Source organism: Blastopirellula marina, from assembly GCF_002967765.1.
Lineage (GTDB): Bacteria > Planctomycetota > Planctomycetia > Pirellulales > Pirellulaceae > Bremerella > Bremerella marina_A.
The window spans coordinates 510,663-531,629 of record NZ_PUHY01000005.1 but is presented as its reverse complement, the minus strand read 5'-3'; the positions used below and the strand labels follow the sequence as shown (position 1 = coordinate 531,629).

Genomic DNA, 20,967 nt, shown 5'->3' with positions numbered 1-20,967 from the left:
GCCAGTTTGAGTGTAACAAAACAGGCATTCGATACACACAAACGACTTTGTGTGTATCAGATTGGACTCAAAGAACCTCGCGCCCTTCCGCACAATTCAATAGCTCTCGAAATGCATAAATTGCCGAAGTCCTTCCACCGATTGCCCTTCCAACTGGGTCACGTGCTGGCCATCGGTGCGGAATAGTTTGATGTCACTCATAGAGATAGCTTGTAAAGTAGGGGTAGCGTCCGTCCGAATTGAACGTGGCCATTCGGAGCAGGCATTACCACGACAAGCGAGTGACGATTCTTACTGACTTAACAGCCTGCTGTCGCTTGACCTTCGGAACTGCTGTTGTTCGACGAAGTTTTGACTTGAGAAGTCGCTGCTTTTTCAGCCGCTAAGAGAAGCTCTCGTTTCCATCCAGTCCAAGTTTCTTCAAGCGGTTTTACGCTCTTGATGTATGTCAGGAAGGCTTGACGTTGGGCAGATCGGCGTTTAGCGCGGGCACTCATTCGTGATTCTCCCTGCCTTGGAGTTCATGTATCTGAATTTGTTTAAGGGCGAGTTGCTCAAGCTCTAGATAGCTGAAAGGAGACATCTGCAGTTTAAGCGATGCTTCAGATTCGTTCCAGGTCAGAGCATACCCATCCTGCTGCCGTTCGACGTCCCTGCCCGAACCGTGACGGTACGAGAATAGGTCGAAAAAACGTCGGGGGCCAACACCTACGAAAGGCTCGAAGTTTACTTTTTTCTCGACTTTTTGGAACCCGAAATGGACCGAATCGTCATGAAACTCCAATGCTTTACTCTTCGGGTAGGGTTCAATGTAAACAACACGCTCGATTCCTGCGGCAATAATGTGTTTTGCGCAGTTATGACAAGGGAACGTCGTTGAATACAGGGTACCCCCTAATGGTGATACGCCAGCCCTGCCGCACGATAGCAATGCTTCCATCTCCGCGTGAACCACTCTGCCGTATTCTGTTAAATCGGCGATCTGGCTCCGTTTCAGCAGTTCTCGCAGTTGCGACCGGTCGCTTTCGGGAACCTTCGATACGATTCCTTCAATGATCCGATCCCTTTCAATCCGATTGGAATCATAACCGGTATGCTCTCCAGAAGGGGTAGCAATAGTTCGATTATAATCCCGCCCATTGTCCGGCTCGCAAACCTTTCCCTCTTCGACGATCGGCCAATAGAGCCCACCACCATACGCTGGGCTGTCATTCGCACCATGCGATAAAACTTGAGAGTTCTTCGCGATCACCGCACCGACCTGCCGCGAAAGATCGGCGGACCGTAACGCGGCAGCAAATGCAAAATACATTGCATACTCGTCAAAGGTCGGGGTCGTGAAAGGGTGACCAAACATGATATTCGTCAACCGCAGAACTTCCTGCTTGATCGTTTCCTCTTCCGCCTGATCTACGGCATCAATGCGAATAAAAAAATCAGCCAGCGAAAAGGTCTTGTTCAAACGCTGGCCATACTGCTCCTTATCGTCAAAATCGCGCTCGATCAAATCTTGGGCCTGCTCGGACGACATATCATAGTAGCCCGTTAGTCTGCCTTCGCGTCTTCCCGGGTCGCAGTGAGCAGCAATCAAGTAAAAACCGGTTCCATAGATTTCGCGTAGCCGCTTGACTTCTTCTGGTCGTTTGAGCGAACGGACAATGTAAGCCATCCGTTTCTTGGGCGCGGGTCTTCCATCTTCTTGGTTACGCAGCCGATGAATGCGGGTTGCAATTCCGAGTGCGAGCAGAGAGTTATCGAGTGCCTTCTGGCGCGCCTCGTTACCTGCCTGCATCAACTGGCTTATCCGTTCATACCCCCGACTCTCTGGAATATCGGAGGTGTCGACAAACAGTGGGATCACTTCAGAAGAAACGTGAATCTCACGTACCGAATACCCGAGTGCTCTTAAGCGGTTCGTCAAAAAGACGGAGGTTTCATCCAGCTTGGCCCCCACCGCACCGACCAACCCCAAAACGAGTTCCGAGTCTTTGAAATTGCTAAATAAATCGGCAGCCATGAGACAATCACCACAAGCGTATATCAATCACATCGATGCGATCATACTAATACTGCCTAGCACGAACGTCAATTTTGCCAGTCACAGCGGCGGAGATGAGGGCGGTGCGGCGTTCTTGGAGAAGCGTGATGGCTTGCTCGGCTTCTGCCAACAGGCTGTCAAACTGCTTTGTACTCTTGTCGATGAAATCTAGGATCTCGAACTGCTCAGATTCGGGAGGCAAGACCACGGGAAGCTTCATCAAATTGGTAGAGGAGATTGAGGCAAGATTTGTACTCTGTTTCGATCGTGTCATGAAGTAGAACTGCGCGTACTCAGAGCTAGTAATTCGATTCAGCCAATGTGCAGTTACACCAGTAGGACGCACTGCGAACACATGGTTCTGTGTAATACATGGGTCAATTTGTCCTTCCCAAACGTGGCCGCGTCCTAGCTTATCGAAATCCCCACCCTCATTCATCAATACGTCGCCCGCAGCAAGGCGATACCGCTCCAGTTCATGCTCTAAGATTTCAATTTTGGCAACCTGAGTCAGGTCAAAAAATCCATCTTGGACATTAGCAACACGAAGATAAGGGACTTCGATTGTTTCTTTGCCGGAATGATCTTTCCCTTTCGCAACCCCAGTTCTAACGATCGCAATTCGCTTGAGAAGAGTCACCTCCCAATGCTCAGGCACATCCCCCAGCCATTCGATTCCGGAAGGTTTCATCCGCACGTTGGGGTCGAGGCCTTTGGTGACGGCGTGGCTGATGACCGCCTGACGCTTTTCGGCGAGCAGCTCAATCAGCCGCCGCTGCTCGGCCACCAACGCGTCGATCTTGGAGGTCTCGGCGTCGAGGAACTTGGCGATGGCTTTTTGTTCTTCGAGGGGAGGAACGGCGACTACAATTTGCCGAAGGTGGGTTGGCCCGAAATGTTGTATTGTGGCTCCCGCTTTAAGTACATCGATTTGCTTTCCAAAGAGGTCTGAGACGACGAGTGCTCTGATGAAGTCAGAAATACAACCACCCGGCTTTGGCCATAATCTGATGAGACCTGTGTACGGAACGCTTCCGACCGACGCATCGTCGACCTCGGATACAGTTCCCATGCTCGCACTTGCACTTATTAAAAGGTCGCCTTGGTTGACTCGAAAATGATTCCACTGCCTTTCTACTTTTTCCTGACTTAGATAGTTACATCCATCAAGCGAAACAAATCGCCCTCCCATTCCCGAAACTCGAATCAGCGGAATCCCTTCATCATGGAAATCTGCTGCCATGATCCCTGGTCCTTCCTGGAATTCAATGGCGTAGTGAAATCGGCAAACTTTCCAATGCGTTGGAATTGAACCAAGAGCTTTACAGCCGCTATCTTTATACGCGTCGTACTTGGGAAAACTCACTGCGAAAGCCCCCCAATCATCTCCACAATCCGGTCGGTCACCTCTTTCAACTCCGCGTCAATCTCGGCCAGTTCGCGCGGTGGCTTGAAGACGTAGAAGTGGCGGTTGAAGGGGATTTCGTAGCCGATTTTGGTCTTTTCTTCGTCGATCCAGGCATCGGGCACATGGGGCAGGACTTCCCGTTGGAAGTAGGCCTCGATGTCCTGGCCCAGGGGGACTTCTTCGGTATCGCGGAGGCTGCTGTCGGGCTTCGGCTGGCCTTTCTTTTTGCCGCGGGTTTCCTTCACGATGTTGCCGGCCTCGTCCCGTTCGGGGCGTTCGACCGTGATGGTGTGGTAGCCGAACTCTTCGTTCTTAAAGATGCGGCTGATGGGGATGGTGTGCCCGTCGGCGTCCTGGGTACTGTGCGGCTTCGCTTTGCCGAACAGGCGGGTGATCTCGTCGATATGGTCGTCGGAAAGCTCCTTCCGCTTGCTCCCCAGGCTCTTCCGCATCTTCTGCCACATGCCGCTGGCGTCGATCAGTTGGACCTTTCCTTGACGGTGCTTCGGCTTGCGGTTGGTGACAATCCAGACGTAGGTGCTGATGCCGGTGTTGTAGAACATGTCGGTCGGCAGCCCGATGATTGCTTCCAGCAGGTCGTTTTCCAGCACGTGACGGCGGATCTCGCTTTCGCCACTGCCAGCCCCACCGGTGAACAGGGGAGACCCATTGAGCACAATGCCAAACCGGCTTCCCCCATCCTTGGCCGGCCGCATTTTGGAGATGAGGTGCATGAGGAACAACAGCGAGCCGTCGCTAACCCGCGGCAAGCCAGGACCGAAGCGGCCGTTGTAGCCTTGCTGCTGGTGCTCTTTCTTGATTTCCTTTTGAATCTTCTTCCATTCGACGCCGAAGGGAGGATTGGAAAGCATGTAGTCGAACAGCTGCCCCGGCAGACCGTCGTCGGACAAAGTGTTGCCGTGTTTGATGTGGCTGACATCTTGCCCCTTGATCAGCATGTCGGCCTTGCAGATGGCGTACGACTCGGCGTTGAGCTCTTGCCCGTACATCACCAGGCGAGCCTCCGGGTTTTGCTCGGCCAGGTGATCTTGAGCGGTCGAAAGCATTCCCCCGGTGCCGGCAGTGGGGTCGTAGATGCTGCGGACGATGCCAGGCTTGGTGAGGGCCTGATCGTCTTCGATGAAGAGAAGATTGACCATCAAACGAATCACTTCGCGGGGCGTGAAGTGCTCCCCCGCGGTCTCGTTGGAGATTTCAGCGAACTTGCGGATCAACTCCTCGAAGACGTGCCCCATCTGCTCGTTGGGGACCACTTCCGGGTGGAGATCGATGTTGGCGAATTTCTCGGTAACAAGGTACAGCAGGTTCGCCTTCTCCAGACGCTGGGCCTGGGTGTGGAAGTCGAAGCACTCGAAGATATCGCGCACGGCGGGCGAGAAGGCATCGACGTACGCAATAAGGTTTTCCAAGATGTTGTCCTGGTCCCCCATCAGCTTCTTCAGATCGAGCGGCGACGTGTTGTAGAAGAGCTGCTTGGCTTTCTTGAGCAAGAAGGGCTCCGGGTTGATGCCAGCCGCTTCGCGCTTGGCCTTCTCAGCCAGCACGGCCTCCTTGGTCTTCTCCAGCACACAATCCAACCGCCGCAGCACGGTGAAGGGAAGAATAACGCGGCCATATTCCGACTGCTTGTAATCACCCCGCAGCAAATCGGCCACGGACCAAATAAAGGAAGAGAGATTCGGATTCATTGGGTGCGAAGATTTCGTTTTCGAGAGAGCAGCCAAGCAGGGGATAGGGCCAGGCTGGTGGTTAAGGTTGTATGAGGAGGGAGTTTAGCAGAGTGGCTGGAGGGGGGGTAGATGTTTTGGATGGCTCCGGAATCCAGGAATGTCTATCTGGAACCGGTTCCAGATAGACTTCCTTAAACTCATCGTAATCGTCACTCTCAATGATCGGCAATTGGCAATCATCACAAACTACCCCACTTACCCAAGGGGAGATTCTATCTGGATCACGATCCAGATAGACGCCACCGGATGACAGGCCCCGAATTGAAAAAAACACAAACACATTTTCATCACGCACGTGATAGGAATGCGTATCTCTGGGACGTGAGGAGACTTACGAATTGTTGGGTACGCAATTCCGAAATTCCGTCAATATTCTGTTCGCAATCTATCCGCGAGTAAGATCTCGCATCCTTCGGCAAATGGCTCTCGATTCCGGCCGAGCCTCGCAAAATCTCGTTGACAATCGCAGCTAACGTGGGTCTACCCTTTCGAGACAAGCTATCCATTCTCGAAAGGAAAACTCATGGATCCAACTCTACTTTCAACGCGGCAGCTCGCCAAGCGATGGGGAGTTAGTGAGCGCTGGCTGTGGCGTGCCACCCATGAAGTGAAACCCGGTATTCCGGTTTTACGACTGATGGGGCTCAAGCGATACCGCTTGGCAGATATCGAACGCATCGAGAAGGAGGGGCAACATGTCACACGCGGCGAATGAGACCACCGATCGAGCCTTGAAGCTTCGTCAAGTATTGAATGAATTCAAGCAAAGCGATCGGCCGAACAAGGCAATCGCCGACCGACAACTGAAGGAATTCGGACTGAAGCTCGGTACGCGGTTCCAGAATCCACACCCACGACACAAGACTTGGTAACTATCCAACAGTCAAGGAAGATGGCATGGCAATCAATCAAGGTTATCAACCTATCGTTCTCTCGTTAGCCCAAGTGGCAGAGATGTGGAGTGTATCGCCAAGGACGGTAGAAAGGTGGATCTCGTCTAACGAGTTTCCTAAGCCGGCGAAACAGGGAAGCGGTAGCTTCTGGCATTATGAGACCCTCAATCTTTGGGCTCGTCTCCAGTTACTCCAGGCCAACCCAGACCTCGCTTCCGAGGTCGCACAGATGGACAAGACGCCATTGCATCCACAGCCTGAGAGTTCATTGGTGAAGAAGGACCGACGACGACGAAGTACACCTTCCGATCCCGATCAGAAACCATTTCAACCAGTTACGGTAACACGTCGCAAAGGTGACACGGTATGAGCGATCACTCCGTTGCCACTTGATTCCATGAGACGATTACTTGCATAATTGCAACGTTTTCCTAAAATCATCCCTGAACTAGTTTCACCATGTCTATCGCTGAACAGCTTCGAGAACAAATCGAGACTTCAGACAAGTCTCGTTATGAAATTGCTCGCCAGAGTGGTATCGCACAAAGTGTTCTGGCCCGGTTCGTTGCTGGTGAAACATCCTTGAGTATGGCTAACGTCGAAAAGTTGGTTAGCTATTTCGAACTTGAACTAACGGAACGCCCGAAAGGAAAGAAGCACCGTGGCAAGACTGATTCCCGATAGCCGTAAGAAGCACGGCTGGCGATACGAACCAGTAATTTCAGGCAAGCGATTACGTTTTTCCTTCACGTGTCGGCTAAAGAGAACGGCAGAGCGTACCGTGTTGCGAATCGATGACCTGATTGAATCTGCGGTGCATCGCACGCCACTTGATGGCGAATTACTACGCTGGTTAGAAGAGATCGACGAGCGGCTATTCAAGCAACTGGTGAGAGCTGGTTTGGCCAAGGAGAGAGCCGGACATACGGTGCAGAGCTTGACGAATGCGATACTCGAATCGAAAGAGGCAAGCGTCAAGCCACGTACGATCGTCAGTATGAAACAGACGCAGACGAGCTTGATCGACTTCTTTGGGGCGGATTGCGACATCACAACGATCACTCCCGGGGATGCCGATGAGTTTAAGAGCTTTCTGCAATCGCCACGTAAGATTTCCAAGAGGCGGAAATCGGGTGAGACCTACGAGAAGGAGCAACCAGGGCTTGCGGCCGAGACGGTTCAACGTCGCCTTCGCAATGCTAAGTCGTTCTTCAACTTCGCAGTGAGAAAGAAGTTCATCAAGGACAACCCATTCGCGGACATGCGAACTGGGCAACGTGGTAATCGTGCTCGGATGTTCCATGTCGACACGGCTTTGGCATATCGAGTTTTGGATGCTTTGCCGAATGCCCGCTGGCGTTTGCTGTTCTCGCTATACCGTTGGGGCGGCCTCCGCTTCAATGAGGCTCTCTTGTTGACGTGGGACGATGTCGTGGCCGATCAGCGTGTGATGATGGTGCCAGACGAGAAGGGTGCGACACACGGTAGGCCGGTCCGAAAAGTACCGCTCTTCGATGAAATCGAGCCCTACCTTCTGGAGGTATGGGAAGACCTATCGAGTAAGACACCTGGCAACACGCCTATCTTCGTCGAGTTGCTCAAAGGGGCCAATCCCAATCAGTACCTCCGCAACTACTTCATCCGGTACCTAGAACGCGCCGGCATCACCCCTTGGCCCAGGATTTTCCAGAACCTGCGTTCGACTAGGGCCACAGAATTAAGCCGGATCTACGCCTCACACGTCGTACGGGCCATCCTGGGACATACCGAGGAAGTCGCCCAGACAAATTACTTGCAGCCCCTGGAAGAGGACTACGACGCCATCCGCCAGGTGAGCAGCCGATCAACAGATGAGGCCCGCAAAAAACCGGCCGAAGATGCCCGAGGGAAGTCTGACGCATTTGCACGCAGATTTACGCGCACACGTCATCCGATGTATAATTCGCGACAATCGCCGTCAAACCACGACAGCATTAAAAAACCCCGGGAAAACAAGCCCGGGGTGTCGTTCGTTGACGGGAATTGTGATGGTTCTGACGCACGTCAAAACCCGTCGAGTAGGCCAGGCAGGACTCGAACCCGCGACCAAGGGATTATGAGGACCTAGCCAGATAATTGAGGATATCTCCAGTTTTCAGAGACCCTGGTTTTTACGGGGTTTTTGAATCTGGAGGTATCTATCGTTGTCCCACCGAAACCGCTTTTGGTTTGGTTTTGGTTTGGCAAAGCACCGATCGAGGACAGACGACTACTCTCGCTCACCATTCCACGCTCGAATCTTTTGACATAATTCACGAACACGCGTCTCTAGATCTAAGACCTTCCAGTTATTCATGTCGAGGGACTCGGCAATTCTCTTTGCGAACTCAGGCTTTCGACGTCTTTCACGCGTTCCTGTACCTTTCTTAATACGATCCAATCGATCATAAACCTCCTGAAAACGTGTAATCTTTGGGAGTTCGTCGAGTTCGAGAACGCCTTGCATCACCGAGGGACTCACATAGTTTTCAACTTCGCGGCCTTCTGTAATCCACGCTATGCCTTTTTGTTCTTCAACCTCTTGCTGGATTCTAAGTTTTGTGCGGCCTATCTGTGCATTCTTAGTCTTTTTGTCACTGTCCATTACAACACAAGCCTTTCGATTCAGCGTCAAAATCTTCACTACATCGTCGTCACTCATGTCAGGTGCATCAGCGGACAAATGGGATAACAATCGCCCACCATAGAACACACATTGGTAGTGGATACCCTCTTTTAGCATCCCTTCCGACGCAATCTCAATCCAGCGATTGATAAGAATTCGATCAGAAGGACCTTCCACCCAAATCACGCAATTTGATTGAAGGATATCACTAGCTCGAACATCTAAATCGTCGAGTAAATCCCCATGATCAATAAATGAGGTGAGCGTCCGACACTCTGCCACATTTCCATCGTGCGTGACATGAACGATTTGTGCTGCTTCGTCGCTTCGAAAAAAATCGATCGCGGTTTGAGAGTGCGTCGTGATGAATATCGTAGCGCCTTTTTCAACAGCACATGAACGAATATAGACTAACAAACGACGTAGCAATGAGGGGTGTAGATTGTTCTCTAGCTCTTCAAATGCAAAAACATGTCTATTGAGATTTCCCGATTTGCGAGTAAGTAAAATTGTGTGTACCAGCACTAAAATAATAGTCTGAAGACCGTGTCCAGAATTCGATAATGGCACCAAATTCTTGTTCTCTTCATCGAGAAAGATCTCCCATTCATCGCTATCGCCAAGTTGCTGAGCGAGAATGTCCTTAAAGCTCGCATCGGGACGTACGATGTCATTGAGTTGTTCACGCAGGTTCTTCGTCACCATCTCGCGAGGAAGTCTATCTTTGTTTAGAAATCTTTGTATCTCCGTCGTCGCTCCCGTTCCATCACCTTTAACGATGTAGTCACGATCAACCTCCGGCAGTAGTCGACGCTCCGGATTCATTCGATGAAACGTACAATCCCTAAATGGGTTCGTAAGGCACCTTACTAAGTCGTTTCGAAACTGATTTGTTGCATCTCGGGGAAACGTCATGTCAACACGTTTAGCATCATCCAAGGATACGAACGTATATCGGTCTAACTGACTAAGATTGGTCTCCACCGTAAGCCTTTTGCCTTCAAGATGTATTGCAGCGAAATCCGCCAAGTTATGGAATGCCCTGTAGATGCCCCCGCTAGTAGTTTTTTTGAAAACGCGTTCCAGAATTGATGGTACAAGCTTCGCAGATATTTCAATTCCAGGAATTCTGTCAAGATCACGATAAAGCTTTTTTGATCTTTCAACATTTCCTTCCATGAGGAATGGAAGACAATCCAGCAATGTTGACTTTCCAGAATTATTTCTACCAACAATTAGGTTGATAGGCTTGATCGTTTCGAATCCTTCAGGGTTCTCGCCAAAGCACTTAAGATCCTTGAATTTGATTGAGTAGTTTTCGAAGTCCGTCATATCATGTTGCTTTGCTGGAAAATTTGGCTAGTTCAAACGCAATCATGATTTCAAAAACCTCGATTGTCATCCCCCTTGTGCGGAAAGAAATCCAGATAGAACTCCGCACTGGCAGTTAATTCTTTCCTCAGCCGGTAGTCTATGATCGCCTGGAAAGCGGCACGAATAGCCGCCAACGGTGAATTCCCCAGAAACGGGAACTTCTTGGCCGTCTACCTCGGAATGTGTTTCCCGGGTGGTTGAGCCGTGGACTGATAACCATTCTTTGGTCATGCCCAGCCCTGACTCTGCTTCGATTTGCTGAATCCCAGCGACCTGCCCCCCGTTTAATGCCCCAGAAACCTCGGTTCGGGCAATTCGGATAGCGCGGGTGCGAGACAAGTTCGTCATCGAGTTTTGAATTGCTCGGGCGGTTTTTACGATCGAAAGGCCATCACTCACGCTGGAATCAATAATCGCTTGAAGATCCTGGACAACGACGCCTTGAATATCGGGCCAGTAGGGGGCGTTCAGGTTTTCTTCCAGGGCTGCTCGAATATTCAAAAGCAATTCCCGGGGAATTTCTAATTCAATTTCCAGGGCGTCAATTTCGTATTCGATGCTGGCCAAAGTAGCCGTAGAGACTTTTTCCCGGTGGAGGTGGGCAGCCGAGATGGCCCGTCTTAACGGTGCAACGTCGGTCAGGGCTAATTGAGCGCCAGCGACCCAGGTCGCAAGCAGCGGCGAAACCAATTCCCCCTGAAGTCGCTCATTTTCGTCTTCCGCATTCATCAATTCTGAAGCGAGTAAAACGCCGCCATTCGCTTTGAATTTATTCGCCAGCCGCTCAGCCTGGGATTTGAAAAAATCACGCGCTGTTTTCGTAACTTTTCGAGCCGCTTTTTGAGAGGCGGTAATTCGGGCCAAAGTCCGGCTCTGCCGATTCGATTTCGTGCGAATCATTTTATCCGCCCCCGCCAATTAATCCCTCAAGGCCACTGCCGCCACTTTCCGGTGGCACGTCTCCCCAATCGACATCAGGTAAATTACCCACGGCCCGGCGAATTTCGTTAATTGTCACACATCGATTTTTGGCGAGCATGTCCCATTTTTTTAGACGTAGTTCAGGGTCGTTCGCTATGGCAGGATCGAACCACATCACCAACCGAGGATCGGCCAATTTTGCGACGTGGTTGGTCAGGCATTCGCCTGCGATCGTGAGAAGCGGATTTACCGCCATTTCCACGAAAGCTTGATCTGCGACGGCTGCCGATGCTCGGTTAGCTCCTTCAACACGTCCAACGATGATTGGATTGACGCTGAAAGACTCGAATATTTGCTGGCGGGTCCACTCTCCCGACTTAATAAAATCCATTTCCTGGGGAGTGGTCGTCAGGCGAATTAATTCTTCGATCAGGCCGTCCAAAATAAATGTGCGTCGATTTTGGTGAGACCCTTCATGCTTTTGACCCAGGATCGATTCAATTTGACGGCGCTGCATTGGGGATAATTCGGGACGCTTGCCGCCTTCCCCCTCAATCTTGGCCAATTTGACCGCCCAACCTGGCATCATTCCATTGGAATACCCTGATTCCTGAGCCAGTTGCAGCGACTCTTCGATTCGTACATTCCGAGAAATGGCACTGACCGGGGAAAGTGGCGCCAATGGGTTTGCGGGATCGGGCAAATAACAATGAGCGATTTCCTCAGCAGGAATTGGAATTGGTTCAGCAAAACCCGGGGGCTGAAAATTGAAATACGCGAAAAGATTCTCTTTGGTATGCGCCGGCCAAGTCCAATGGCTGGGCAAATAATCGATCGCTTTTTCTCGGACCCAAAGCGTGCCCCGTCCGGTCAATAAAATCGACTCGAAAAACACCCTCAGTAATTGCGAGCCCGGAATATAAGAATTCGGTTCAGAAAACCAATCTAGTAGAAAATGCGATTCGAGCGGTTCGAGTTGGTCGATATTCGGTTGCTTCGCGCCGGGCGATTTAATTCGAGAGACGTTGAGCGGCTGTTTGCAGGCCCGCTTAGAAATTGCGCTGACGGCGGTGTAAACGGTGGACTGAAAAGCCCGATATTGCGAAATAGCCCCGGTGTAGTCCCGCTGGCCTTGACCAAAAGTGTCAACCGTCGAGACAAGCGATCGTTCCAACGCGGATTGCCCGCCTGCCTTTCCATCTTCGGGATAAAGAAATCGCATCCTGCTGCCCCCTAATTAATTTGCGATCGGCAATCGATTGGATTGGATTAGCCGCTGAATGTCGGTCAGCGTTTTTTGTTGCCCCTCGCCCGTCTTGCCGATTTTTTTCAATTCGCCAAGCTGCTGTTCGGACGTGTCGTCTTTGCCCTTGATCATCGTTTCTTGCAGCTTTTTACTGATCGCATCAAAGGCATAGAATCCGCTGTCGAGGCCACTTTTTTCCACGGTGGGAATTTGCTTTTGCTGCCCTTGCTTTTTCTCTTCCTCGGTAGGCTTTTTCGCGCGTGAACGGTACGACTCGTCCAGGTCGCGTTTCGCATCGACCAGCGTTTGAGAATTGGCGGCGATTTCTGCCCGCAATTGCTTGAGCCTGGGATTCTCGGGGAGCTTCTCCAAGAGGATCTTTCCAAGCGCACCACGGAATTTATTGCCCGCCTCGAAAATCTGCTTGGCCGCATCCATGGGGTCAATTTGTAAGGTAATTGCCTTGCCGATGACGCCAAAGATTTCAGCCATGGAATCCGCAAAACTCGTTGCCGCCAATTTGATTTTCTGGAATGCACTGAAGAAAAAATCGACGAATTCGAGCGCGTGCATTTCGACGATATTCGACATTAGGGACCACGTCGTTCCCCAGTTCTCGACTAGGACGCGAATCCACTTGGCTCCTTCTAAGGCAAAAAAGGAAACGTAATCGATCGCTCGGGCAAACGCGCTTACGATCGTTTCCCCGAGTTGGTCAAAGCTTGGCAGGATTTGCCCGAAAACGACTTGAGCAACGGAATCGAGCACGCCCCATAAAGCCCTTCCAACAACCTCGGCAGTGGCTTTGAGATGTTCCCAGGCTTCAGCGAATTCGTCGGTTGCCGTTGAAAGGGAATTTTGCACGGTCTCGAAATTCACCAGCCAGCCGATAAGTCGTTGAACGCTGACTACAGCAGCCCCAAGGGCGATGGCGATTAAACCAATCCCAGTTCCAGCAAGCAGGATCTTTCCAAGACCCATCCAGGTAATGCCCAGCACTTTCAGGGCTGTGTTAACGCCCATGATCGCCTGGGTCATTCCAAGTAATCCGCCAGTTGTCATGGTGACTTGCGCTAAGAAGCCACCGGTTGCCGCATCCACCGCAACAAATGCGTTGGCGATGCCGATTCCCAGCCCGATAATTTCCTTCGCAACGGGAAGCAATTGCATTCCGATCGACCGGGCAATCTCTTGTACCATGCCGGTGACCGTCGACATCAAGCCGTTGAACGTCTTGGACTGCTTCACCATCATCTGAAAGAATTGTCCGCCAGCCCCGGTTGCCGATCGAAAAGCTTCCTCGACCATCTCGAACGAGATATTCCCGGCTTCCATGTCCTTTTTTAATTGCGACATGCTTTTGCCGGTATTTTTGGACATCTCTTGGAGCGGGTTGAAACCGGCATTAATTAGCTGAAGCAGATCCTGCCCCATCAGTCGGCCAGCGCCGCGGATTTGCCCATAAATGACGGCCAGTTGATCCAGAGGCTTGCCGGTTGCTGATGAGACCTCGCCCAACGTTTTCAGCGTTCCGATCACTTCTTCCCCAGCAAAACCGAAAGCCAATAGCTTTTGGGCGGCGTTGTTGACTTGCGTCGGGGTGAAAGGCGTTTCGAGGGAAAACTTATTCAGGTCGGTAAGCATGGCCTTGGCTTTTTCCGCCGATCCCAGCATGACCTCCATGGCCGTTGCTGCGGTCTCGTAATTGGCAGCCGCTTTGAGGACGCCAACCCCCGTTGCCGCAAGACCGAGACCGGCCAACGCTTGGCTTGCCAATTGGGCCATCTGACCGGCATTGTCGACGACTTGCTTTTTGACCGCGTTAAGACCCGGCCCAAGTTTTCGGTCATCGACTTGCACCGATAGGTAAGCTCTCGCGATTTCTGAAGCGGCTGCAATGGCCATGATTCATCCCCTGAAAATTAGTTGCCGTTATCCAGAAAATTAAGCAAGCTCTTCGAGGCTGGCCCCGAGTTTTTCGAGCAATGCTTCAAGCAGACGATCGGCCAATTCCCGCCGTTTGATTTTCTCGGGCGGTTGACCAATGCCCGAATAAATCGGTTCGCCGAATCGATCTTTCACGGCTTGAGGACTGGGAAGCTCGAATGAGCTTGCCAACGGAACGGCCAGTCCGTCTTCCACTAGCCGGGCCATCCAGAACAGCCAGGTGCCAGCGTCAACGTCGGCTAGATCAGCCTGAGTTTCCAAGCGAGCCGGAAGCCGTTCGATCCAGTCCTTCGTTCGGGCATGTTCAGGCAGATGCAATGGTTCCAGAATTCGACCTTGCCCAGGAATTCGACCAGGGCCAAGCGGGTCGAGATCTTGGATAATTAGCTCAATCCGTTGCCCGGCAATGACCCCCGGTAGAAGTCCCATGCGTTCATGGGAGGCCGCATCTCTCAGCCGAATTTCGTTCGGTGAAAACTCAGCCCGAAGCATGCGCTGCAGGGGAGGGAATTGCACTGGCGAACAAGTGTCGTTTTTCAACTCGACAACGAAATATTCTTTTTCCAGTGCATCGGCTTTCTTGGCCATGGTATAAGTCCATTTATGATGTTGTTGGGAAATACGTTAACAGTGTCAGGAGGCCTTCCCGGGGCTTGATGCACGGTTTATGTGCGAGCACCCGGGGAGGCTATCCCAACGTCGACCAGCAACCGATCGTTGCCTGTATTTGATATTACGCTTGAGCGCTCGTGGTTTTAGTAAATGCGTTTGCATCCATGACGCGACCGCCTAAGCGTTGGCGAGCGACCATCAAGGTCAAATTCTTTCGCATCAACTCTTTGCCCTCGCTGGAAAAGCGAACGCCCGTTCCACTGCGGCGATAGAGCCGATATTTTCGGAAATCCCCGAAGCCGATTTGCGAATTCGGGATGTCGTTTTGAACGCTGACCGGACGACCCAAAAGCGAGTAGCTTTCGTGGGCGTTCGTTTCCATCCCAAACACGCGACGTTGATCGCCAGAGCCAACCGAAATGCTACGCGCTCGGCCATAGCTGACGTCGTTCATCAGCCAACGCACGCTTCCCGAACCAGCTTGTCGGTATTGCTTGGGAACGCCGAAAAGCATTGCTTCGTAATCGCTAACCACTGCCGGCCCACCGGTCCCATTCACCGAGGCGATGACCGAAACACCAGCCGCTTGTAGAATCCCACCGGGGCGATCGGCACCGCTTCCAATCGCGACGACTTTGTCTAGTTCTTCTCCGAATCGTTGGCCGATATTTTGGGTCAAAATCGCCCCAATATTCGCGGGACTATCAGCCAGGAAATCATTTCCGATTTCGATGGCGACTGAGACCGGATGAATTGACGTATCCAACGCGGAAACTAAATCAGCCGTGTTGAACAACCCGATTTCGGTTCCTTCGCCAACCCCCCAAGCGACCGATGGATTTCCAACACTCGCACCTTCAACGCGTCGCCCCCGAGGCAAAACGACCTGATCGACGAAGGAGGAAATTTCGGCGAACAACAGCGGAAACCTGATGAGCATTTCGTCGAAAACGATCGGGGCAATTTCGAGGCCCCCGGAAACGCCGTCATCCAGCAACGCTTTCACGCGCGGACCTTTAATTTCCAAAGCCTGATCGCCGCTTTCTTCGACCCACGAATGATCGGTCGTTAATTCGGTCAGTAGTTCGTTTTCGAATTCGTTCAAGCCGCCCGGAATCAGTCCCGATTTTTGGGCAGCACGCTTCGCAAAAACACCGATGAACGCCATGTCTTGCTCACTCGGATGTTCAACCGCTCGCCCCTGGCAAAGCACAGGTTGGCCTGTCTTCGAGTGCTTGCCTTCCCAGCGCTTAGTCGAAAATCGTGCCGATGGTTTTTTGACGTCGATATGAGGGTCTTTAGTAGCTGTATCAGCCATAATATGATCTCCCGAAAAAGGATTTTTGCAATCAATACGGCTGCCCCCGCGACGTTGCGTAAGCTGCCAAAGTTCGTTTTTCTGCTGCTCAAGCTCTAGTTCCTCATCCACCTCTTGCTCAAGCTGCTTCCATTGGGCGTCAGAGTAGAAATGTTTGACCCACTCAAGCTCGGTGATTTTTTCGTCCTTCATCGCACGAAAAATGCCGACTTCTACCCTCGTAGTTTCCGCCTCTAAATTCTTGCCTTCGAGCGAATAATCCTTGGGGAAATATTCAAGCTGTTTCAGCAAGGAAATTGCCGCATTCAGCTTTGAAGGAACAATGTTTCTTTCCAATTCTTCGGCCATGCTCAGATCACCGTTATGAGTTGAGTGTCAGATGCGATCGTTGGCATGCAACTCGACGGGGAAAATCGTGCTGCCGAAAGAGCCAGGGAAAATGCGGTCAAGCAGTCACCGTGCCCCTCACCCGAAATTCGAGGGCTCACTAACCGGACCTTCGTTTGGCGTGCAAGAATTTCCGCCTTTTCCAGGTCAGCAATTAACGAAGGCAACTCGCTAATTTTGGGAAGCTCCACCATGCCCTCTCGGAACGCATCCAAGGTTGCTAAGCACTGCTCATGCAGCGCCGGCAATGTTTGATCGCGTGCCTCGACTGGAACGCCTTGTTTGCGAAGCCGCTGCCCCAAATATTCGGCTTGGCTTGGATCGGCCCAGATCGCATTCAAATTAAATTCTGCATGCGCTGCGATAATCGCCCGCTCAACCGCTTCAACGTCGACGTGCACGCCGTTTCCAGGTCGCCATAATGTGAGCGACACAAGCCGTAGCTTGCCGGTTCCCTCTTCGCCCGATTCAATTAATTCCGGCTCAGGAGGCTCAATTTCTCCGATGTCGATCAGCGATTTTTGCAGGCGAGTTAACGGCACTGGCTTTTCATCCCAGGCCCGCCAACCGACGTGCTTCGAGACAATTGCAAACGCCGAAAAGTCTTGGCGAATTCCAAGATCCAACGCACCGAAAAACACCCACCCTCGACTAGCGAAATGAAATGTTCCGCTAGTCGAAGGTGAGGCAAGGAATTCGCCTGCGGCAATCGCAGCTTGGATTTGCTCAGCGGTGAATGCCGATTCGCTCGAACCGGTCCACCGATTTTCCCAATACCTGAGATATAAAATTTCGGGCAGCAGTCGACGCTGTTGATCAAGGCGTGATTGATCCAACCAAGACGCTTGAGGGCCATCCAACGAATTAAAATGCCAGGTGTTTTCAAGCCTGATTGCCTCGCGAATTTGATGCTGCCACGATCCAAGCTCGCCCGCATTCGAAATTACCAGCAAGAGGCACCGGGAATTTTTTGCAGCAGCCGAAAACAGCGACCCCCAAAGCCGTTCCCCTTGATCACCTTCCCAATGCGTGACTTCATCTGCCACGATAAAGTCGACTTGTAGACCAAAACTTGTGCTGGCGTCGGCAGAAATAATTTCCAACTCGCTACCCGTCGTCACATTTCGGACACGGAAATTCAAAATCTCCAGCGCCGAAAATAATTCGGGATTAAGTCGCTTTAATCGCTCAATCGAATTGCGGAGGATTTTGGCCTGATCTTTCGAGGCAGCAGCCCCCACGCCGCGAATTGCATTAGGGGATGAAAGCAGCAGATAGGAGACCTGAATTGCGATGTCCGTCGTTTTTGAGTGACCTCTCGCGCGTTCAAGCCAGCATCCTTCAGGCCCTTCATGTGGACCTCGGCAAACGCGAACCAGGGCCGGGTCCATTGCTTCAAAGTCAGCACGTTGCCAGCCATCTAAGGCCGAATCCAGAGGCACGGTTTCCCCCGTCGCTGGATCTTCGATCATCAGCGCAGAGCGAAACGCCGCTGGAGATAAGACCGGACCTGTCACCATTCCTTGGCTCAACGTGAATTCCTTAGGAGCTTAGCCGCTGCTACTCGAAGAACTGGAAATGCTTGAACTGCTGCTTGGGCTACTGCTTGAACTTGAACTGCTCAGTTCATCCCAAGACAGGACGGCTAAGGGTTCCGTTTTGCCCTCGTCGACTTGGAATTGAAATTGTTCAGCGCGGGCACGTAGAAGCTTGTTGACGACGCCACTACCGCCTTCAAACGTGGTGGTCAATTCGAGTCGGTACAGCACGCCTTCATCGAGTTCGATGTCTTCGGTCACGTCAGTCACGGCGGGCGAATGCATCGCGTCTAGCATTTCGATACCGGTGTTTTCGTTGACCGAGAAGGCCTTAAGAGTTTTGCTCGTTAATGCGTTGTTGGCGGGTCCAACTGAAACGCGGACTTGATAACTCATGACTAATCGTCTTCCGTGAATCGTGGCACATCTAATTTAGGTTCAATGCCCGCCAACAAATAGTTAAGTTCGCGGGACCACTCTTGGCTGATCTCAGCGCGGCAAATGTTTAGTTCGAGCTGAAAAATCTCATCGCCCTCAGGTGGCGTTGCGGGAGCATTTAAGATCGCTTCAGCTAATTCCTCCGGCGTGTTAGTCCAGAGCCGTCCGGAGTGGCCAGCGATCGCGATTTGCATTGCCAATCCCGAGTGATCGAGATCGGGGGATTTCTGCCCCGTTCGATGTCGGTGTTGCAATTTCTGGCTGAGGCAATTCCAGAGCTTTGTGCGTCGTCCAAACTTGGATTCAGTGATCATTCGATTGCCTCCTGTGCGTCAAACCGCCTCTGAATTTCCTCTAGCAGCGAACTGGCCTTCTTTTCGTCTTGCAGCAATTCAGCCATGACAGAGCGACAACGGCCCATTGAAGCGGCTTGCTGTCGAGCGATCTGAGACAGTTCAGTACCGCTCAGGTCATTCAATTTGTGGCGGAGAATCCAATCCGCCATTGCAACGCTGCTCACCCAGTAAGTGCATTCGCTAACCGCCGCTGCCTCAAGCAATCCGATCTCGCCTCGCAGATCGATAATTGCCGCCTCAAGCATTCGCCGAAACGCCCCACGACGAAGCTCAACCGCACGAAGTGTGGTGGGTAATTTGCCGAGCAAAATACGCCGTTTGACTTTCAGTCCGGTCTTCAAATTGTCGAGAAGGCCAGCTTCCTGACGCCCCCGCTGATGGTCGATCATCTTGCTTTTAGTTGGGTTTCAGTTTGGTTGTGACACTTCGGAAATCATAAAGTCTTTATCAGAAACGACTAGAGACTTTCTCCCAAGGGATGCGTTCTCCCCTGATTCAAATCGAATCTCCAGCTATCAACTTTGCCTAGATTAAGCCTCTCCCTGAATCTCCAGCTATCTGCCGTTACCTGGTTTAATTTTGAGAATCTTTGAAAATATTTCAGGGTGCTGTGTTTTCGCTAGATCGAGCCGATCTCTTTCGCGGTGTTGAATCGCTTGCGGTAGTTGGAGATGAAAAAGCTGATGAGGTTTCGAATGGTATGGTTCGGCTGTTTCTTGATTTCCTCAACCGCTTGCATCGCCTCGGTTGCCGCTTGCGCCGCGTCATCGCTAACGGCAACCTTTTTGGCGATCATCCACAACTCAGAGTTTTTCCCGCAATTCAAACGCTTTTCAAAATCTGCGAATACCGTTTTCGCAAATTCTTTGTCTTCGGCTGAAAGATCATCCTCAACGTGAATCGGCTTGTCCTCGCTCTCATCTGGATAAGGACTCGGATCGACCACCACTGCGCCAGTAGGCTTAGGATCTTCTTCTAGGATTAGGATAGGAGGTCCGCAAATTTTGCGGTCATGGCTGCGGTCATGGCGCTCGATGGCCGCAGAATTTGAGGTCATGGCTGCGGTCATGGGATTTTCATGGCCGCAGGATTTGAGGTCATGGGGCTTTTGGGGGCTATCTATGACCGCAGAATTTGAGGTCATGAAATCGTCATGGCCGCAGATTTTGCGGTAATCGCGAAGCGGACCAAGTAGGTGGTCAGGGACGTTATCGGGGATTAAAACAACATAGCTCGTTTCGCCCCGGTATTTAGTTCGCAACGTACGCAACCATCCAGCTGCGATGCACGCGTTCACAGCCTTTCGAAGCGAGTTGTCAGAGAGCCCCAGCGCAGTACTCAATTGGGTGTTGAACGCCTTGAAGGGGCGGCTGTATCCAAGCTGATCTTGGCGACAAATCAGGCATGCGATTAGTGCGAATCCGCTCGGTCCAATTTCGCTTGCCACTTGCAGATCTGACAACAGCCGAATAATTCGAGGTGCGAAAACCTTCGCCTTTGCTTGCCCAGGCGGCGAAATAGATGTAGCATTCCGTTGGTCTGAAGCCATCAGGCAGTTCCTTTGCCCGCTACCTGCCATGTAGCGGGTTTTTTTGTTAACGAGGTGTCAGAACGCAGATGGCTTGCTGGACCGTTGCCTGCGTTCTGGTGACCGCATTAACCTTCGGAGTTCGCCCTAGCATTTCGTGCTGCGGCCATTGCCTCTGGCCAGCGAACCGGATCTTTCATGAGGGTGGTCATCGCATCTCGGTCGTCTGCGCTGTACCCAAGCAGGGGTGCAACACGCGACGGGACGACAACCCCCGCCCACCTAAGCCGTCGCAGCGTCTGCACGGACAAGCCGCACCATTTGGCCATTTCTTGCTCGCTGAGAAAGTTCTGATTGCCCGCCGGATCTAGCAGAACCTTAACGCGGTCAAAGACTCTGAGCGCGAGCCGCTCAACGTCAGCTTCGCTCAATTCGAAACTCGTGGTGGCGACAGCCATAACCTCATTCCTTCGTCATTTTTTGAGTGCATGTAATAAATTTCTCTTGGGCTGCTAGCCCGATCGCATACGAAGGATATTGCGACCCAGGCGAATCTGTCTAGCCCTGA

The 20,967-nt window shown here is 51.8% G+C and carries 21 protein-coding genes; 5 read left to right on the top strand and 16 right to left on the bottom strand.

Annotation, left to right across the window (positions count from 1 at the left end; genetic code table 11):
• Window positions 1-299: 299 nt before the first annotated feature.
• From C5Y83_RS06505 to C5Y83_RS06490, 4 genes are all read right to left on the bottom strand, one after another.
• Window positions 300-497: a hypothetical protein gene (locus C5Y83_RS06505; RefSeq protein WP_105328842.1), complete on the bottom strand. Its 198-nt coding sequence runs from the start codon at window positions 495-497 to the stop codon at window positions 300-302.
• Window positions 494-2,017 (bottom strand): anti-phage dCTP deaminase, encoded by a 1,524-nt coding sequence (locus C5Y83_RS06500; protein ID WP_105328841.1) that lies wholly within the window; start codon window positions 2,015-2,017, stop codon window positions 494-496. The genes C5Y83_RS06505 and C5Y83_RS06500 overlap by 4 nt, the downstream gene beginning before the upstream one ends.
• A 46-nt stretch (window positions 2,018-2,063) precedes the next feature.
• Complete coding sequence (locus tag C5Y83_RS06495) at window positions 2,064-3,281, bottom strand: restriction endonuclease subunit S (protein ID WP_199194995.1); 1,218 nt, start codon at window positions 3,279-3,281, stop codon at window positions 2,064-2,066.
• Window positions 3,282-3,400: 119 nt separating this feature from the next.
• The gene (locus C5Y83_RS06490; protein WP_105328839.1) at window positions 3,401-5,155 is read right to left on the bottom strand and encodes a class I SAM-dependent DNA methyltransferase; all 1,755 of its coding nucleotides are present in this window, start codon (window positions 5,153-5,155) and stop codon (window positions 3,401-3,403) included.
• Window positions 5,156-5,720: 565 nt separating this feature from the next.
• On the opposite strand from C5Y83_RS06490, the gene C5Y83_RS06485 reads away from it, so the two are divergent.
• The 5 genes from C5Y83_RS06485 to C5Y83_RS06470 all read left to right on the top strand — a co-directional run bounded on the left by C5Y83_RS06485 (window position 5,721) and on the right by C5Y83_RS06470 (window position 8,197).
• Complete coding sequence (locus C5Y83_RS06485) at window positions 5,721-5,912, top strand: terminase (protein ID WP_105328838.1); 192 nt, start codon at window positions 5,721-5,723, stop codon at window positions 5,910-5,912.
• Window positions 5,893-6,069, top strand: coding sequence for a hypothetical protein (locus C5Y83_RS29330; protein ID WP_158262261.1), 177 nt, complete (start codon window positions 5,893-5,895; stop codon window positions 6,067-6,069). The genes C5Y83_RS06485 and C5Y83_RS29330 overlap by 20 nt, the downstream gene beginning before the upstream one ends.
• Window positions 6,070-6,094: 25 nt before the next feature.
• Window positions 6,095-6,460 (top strand): helix-turn-helix transcriptional regulator, encoded by a 366-nt coding sequence (locus C5Y83_RS06480; RefSeq protein ID WP_105328837.1) that lies wholly within the window; start codon window positions 6,095-6,097, stop codon window positions 6,458-6,460.
• 89 nt (window positions 6,461-6,549) lie between these two features.
• Complete coding sequence (locus C5Y83_RS06475) at window positions 6,550-6,774, top strand: helix-turn-helix domain-containing protein (RefSeq protein WP_105328836.1); 225 nt, start codon at window positions 6,550-6,552, stop codon at window positions 6,772-6,774.
• Window positions 6,752-8,197 (top strand): tyrosine-type recombinase/integrase, encoded by a 1,446-nt coding sequence (locus C5Y83_RS06470; protein ID WP_105328835.1) that lies wholly within the window; start codon window positions 6,752-6,754, stop codon window positions 8,195-8,197. Before C5Y83_RS06475 ends, C5Y83_RS06470 begins: the two co-directional genes overlap by 23 nt.
• A 141-nt stretch (window positions 8,198-8,338) precedes the next feature.
• Here the strand turns inward: C5Y83_RS06470 and C5Y83_RS06465 are convergent, their stop codons facing one another.
• The 12 genes from C5Y83_RS06465 to C5Y83_RS06410 all read right to left on the bottom strand — a co-directional run bounded on the left by C5Y83_RS06465 (window position 8,339) and on the right by C5Y83_RS06410 (window position 20,857).
• A complete protein-coding gene (locus tag C5Y83_RS06465; RefSeq protein WP_105328834.1) occupies window positions 8,339-10,066 on the bottom strand; it encodes an ATP-dependent nuclease in 1,728 nt (575 codons plus the stop codon).
• 66 nt (window positions 10,067-10,132) lie between these two features.
• Entirely contained in the window at window positions 10,133-10,837 is a 705-nt protein-coding gene (locus tag C5Y83_RS06460) for a phage minor head protein (protein ID WP_158262260.1), read from the bottom strand.
• 172 nt (window positions 10,838-11,009) lie between these two features.
• Window positions 11,010-12,251, bottom strand: coding sequence for a phage portal protein (locus C5Y83_RS06455; protein ID WP_105328832.1), 1,242 nt, complete (start codon window positions 12,249-12,251; stop codon window positions 11,010-11,012).
• A gap of 15 nt (window positions 12,252-12,266) precedes the next feature.
• Entirely contained in the window at window positions 12,267-14,180 is a 1,914-nt protein-coding gene (locus C5Y83_RS06450) for a tape measure protein (protein WP_105328831.1), read from the bottom strand.
• A 39-nt stretch (window positions 14,181-14,219) separates the two neighbouring features.
• The gene (locus C5Y83_RS06445; protein WP_105328830.1) at window positions 14,220-14,810 is read right to left on the bottom strand and encodes a hypothetical protein; all 591 of its coding nucleotides are present in this window, start codon (window positions 14,808-14,810) and stop codon (window positions 14,220-14,222) included.
• 145 nt (window positions 14,811-14,955) lie between these two features.
• On the bottom strand, window positions 14,956-16,500 hold the full coding sequence (locus tag C5Y83_RS06440; protein ID WP_105328829.1) for a phage major capsid protein: 1,545 nt from the start codon (window positions 16,498-16,500) through the stop codon (window positions 14,956-14,958).
• A gap of 2 nt (window positions 16,501-16,502) precedes the next feature.
• Window positions 16,503-18,071 carry a terminase large subunit domain-containing protein gene (locus C5Y83_RS06435; RefSeq protein WP_146117670.1) on the bottom strand — a complete coding sequence of 523 codons (1,569 nt, stop codon included), beginning with the start codon at window positions 18,069-18,071 and terminating at the stop codon, window positions 16,503-16,505.
• Between the two features lie 18 nt (window positions 18,072-18,089).
• On the bottom strand, window positions 18,090-18,473 hold the full coding sequence (locus C5Y83_RS06430) for a hypothetical protein (RefSeq protein ID WP_105328827.1): 384 nt from the start codon (window positions 18,471-18,473) through the stop codon (window positions 18,090-18,092).
• 2 nt (window positions 18,474-18,475) lie between these two features.
• Entirely contained in the window at window positions 18,476-18,829 is a 354-nt protein-coding gene (locus C5Y83_RS06425; protein ID WP_105328826.1) for a hypothetical protein, read from the bottom strand.
• Window positions 18,826-19,260: a hypothetical protein gene (locus tag C5Y83_RS06420; protein WP_105328825.1), complete on the bottom strand. Its 435-nt coding sequence runs from the start codon at window positions 19,258-19,260 to the stop codon at window positions 18,826-18,828. Before C5Y83_RS06420 ends, C5Y83_RS06425 begins: the two co-directional genes overlap by 4 nt.
• Before the next feature lie 230 nt (window positions 19,261-19,490).
• Window positions 19,491-20,420, bottom strand: coding sequence for a hypothetical protein (locus C5Y83_RS06415; RefSeq protein ID WP_105328824.1), 930 nt, complete (start codon window positions 20,418-20,420; stop codon window positions 19,491-19,493).
• 107 nt (window positions 20,421-20,527) lie between these two features.
• Complete coding sequence (locus C5Y83_RS06410; protein ID WP_105328823.1) at window positions 20,528-20,857, bottom strand: DNA-binding protein; 330 nt, start codon at window positions 20,855-20,857, stop codon at window positions 20,528-20,530.
• Window positions 20,858-20,967: the final 110 nt, after the last annotated feature.

What these genes read in the sequence shown, in the direction of transcription:
- C5Y83_RS06475 (WP_105328836.1), top strand. Translation starts at nt 6,550, where the DNA reads ATGTCTATCGCTGAACAGCTTCGAGAACAAATCGAGACTTCAGACAAG.
- C5Y83_RS29330 (WP_158262261.1), top strand. Translation starts at nt 5,893, where the DNA reads ATGTCACACGCGGCGAATGAGACCACCGATCGAGCCTTGAAGCTTCGT.
- C5Y83_RS06425 (WP_105328826.1), bottom strand. Translation starts at nt 18,829, where the DNA reads ATGATCACTGAATCCAAGTTTGGACGACGCACAAAGCTCTGGAATTGC.
- C5Y83_RS06420 (WP_105328825.1), bottom strand. Translation starts at nt 19,260, where the DNA reads ATGATCGACCATCAGCGGGGGCGTCAGGAAGCTGGCCTTCTCGACAAT.
- C5Y83_RS06495 (WP_199194995.1), bottom strand. Translation starts at nt 3,281, where the DNA reads ATGGCAGCAGATTTCCATGATGAAGGGATTCCGCTGATTCGAGTTTCG.
- C5Y83_RS06485 (WP_105328838.1), top strand. Translation starts at nt 5,721, where the DNA reads ATGGATCCAACTCTACTTTCAACGCGGCAGCTCGCCAAGCGATGGGGA.
- C5Y83_RS06445 (WP_105328830.1), bottom strand. Translation starts at nt 14,810, where the DNA reads ATGGCCAAGAAAGCCGATGCACTGGAAAAAGAATATTTCGTTGTCGAG.
- C5Y83_RS06450 (WP_105328831.1), bottom strand. Translation starts at nt 14,180, where the DNA reads ATGGCCATTGCAGCCGCTTCAGAAATCGCGAGAGCTTACCTATCGGTG.
- C5Y83_RS06490 (WP_105328839.1), bottom strand. Translation starts at nt 5,155, where the DNA reads ATGAATCCGAATCTCTCTTCCTTTATTTGGTCCGTGGCCGATTTGCTG.
- C5Y83_RS06415 (WP_105328824.1), bottom strand. Translation starts at nt 20,420, where the DNA reads ATGGCTTCAGACCAACGGAATGCTACATCTATTTCGCCGCCTGGGCAA.
- C5Y83_RS06505 (WP_105328842.1), bottom strand. Translation starts at nt 497, where the DNA reads ATGAGTGCCCGCGCTAAACGCCGATCTGCCCAACGTCAAGCCTTCCTG.
- C5Y83_RS06430 (WP_105328827.1), bottom strand. Translation starts at nt 18,473, where the DNA reads ATGAGTTATCAAGTCCGCGTTTCAGTTGGACCCGCCAACAACGCATTA.
- C5Y83_RS06460 (WP_158262260.1), bottom strand. Translation starts at nt 10,837, where the DNA reads ATGAATGCGGAAGACGAAAATGAGCGACTTCAGGGGGAATTGGTTTCG.
- C5Y83_RS06455 (WP_105328832.1), bottom strand. Translation starts at nt 12,251, where the DNA reads ATGCGATTTCTTTATCCCGAAGATGGAAAGGCAGGCGGGCAATCCGCG.
- C5Y83_RS06410 (WP_105328823.1), bottom strand. Translation starts at nt 20,857, where the DNA reads ATGGCTGTCGCCACCACGAGTTTCGAATTGAGCGAAGCTGACGTTGAG.
- C5Y83_RS06465 (WP_105328834.1), bottom strand. Translation starts at nt 10,066, where the DNA reads ATGACGGACTTCGAAAACTACTCAATCAAATTCAAGGATCTTAAGTGC.
- C5Y83_RS06500 (WP_105328841.1), bottom strand. Translation starts at nt 2,017, where the DNA reads ATGGCTGCCGATTTATTTAGCAATTTCAAAGACTCGGAACTCGTTTTG.
- C5Y83_RS06440 (WP_105328829.1), bottom strand. Translation starts at nt 16,500, where the DNA reads ATGGCCGAAGAATTGGAAAGAAACATTGTTCCTTCAAAGCTGAATGCG.
- C5Y83_RS06480 (WP_105328837.1), top strand. Translation starts at nt 6,095, where the DNA reads ATGGCAATCAATCAAGGTTATCAACCTATCGTTCTCTCGTTAGCCCAA.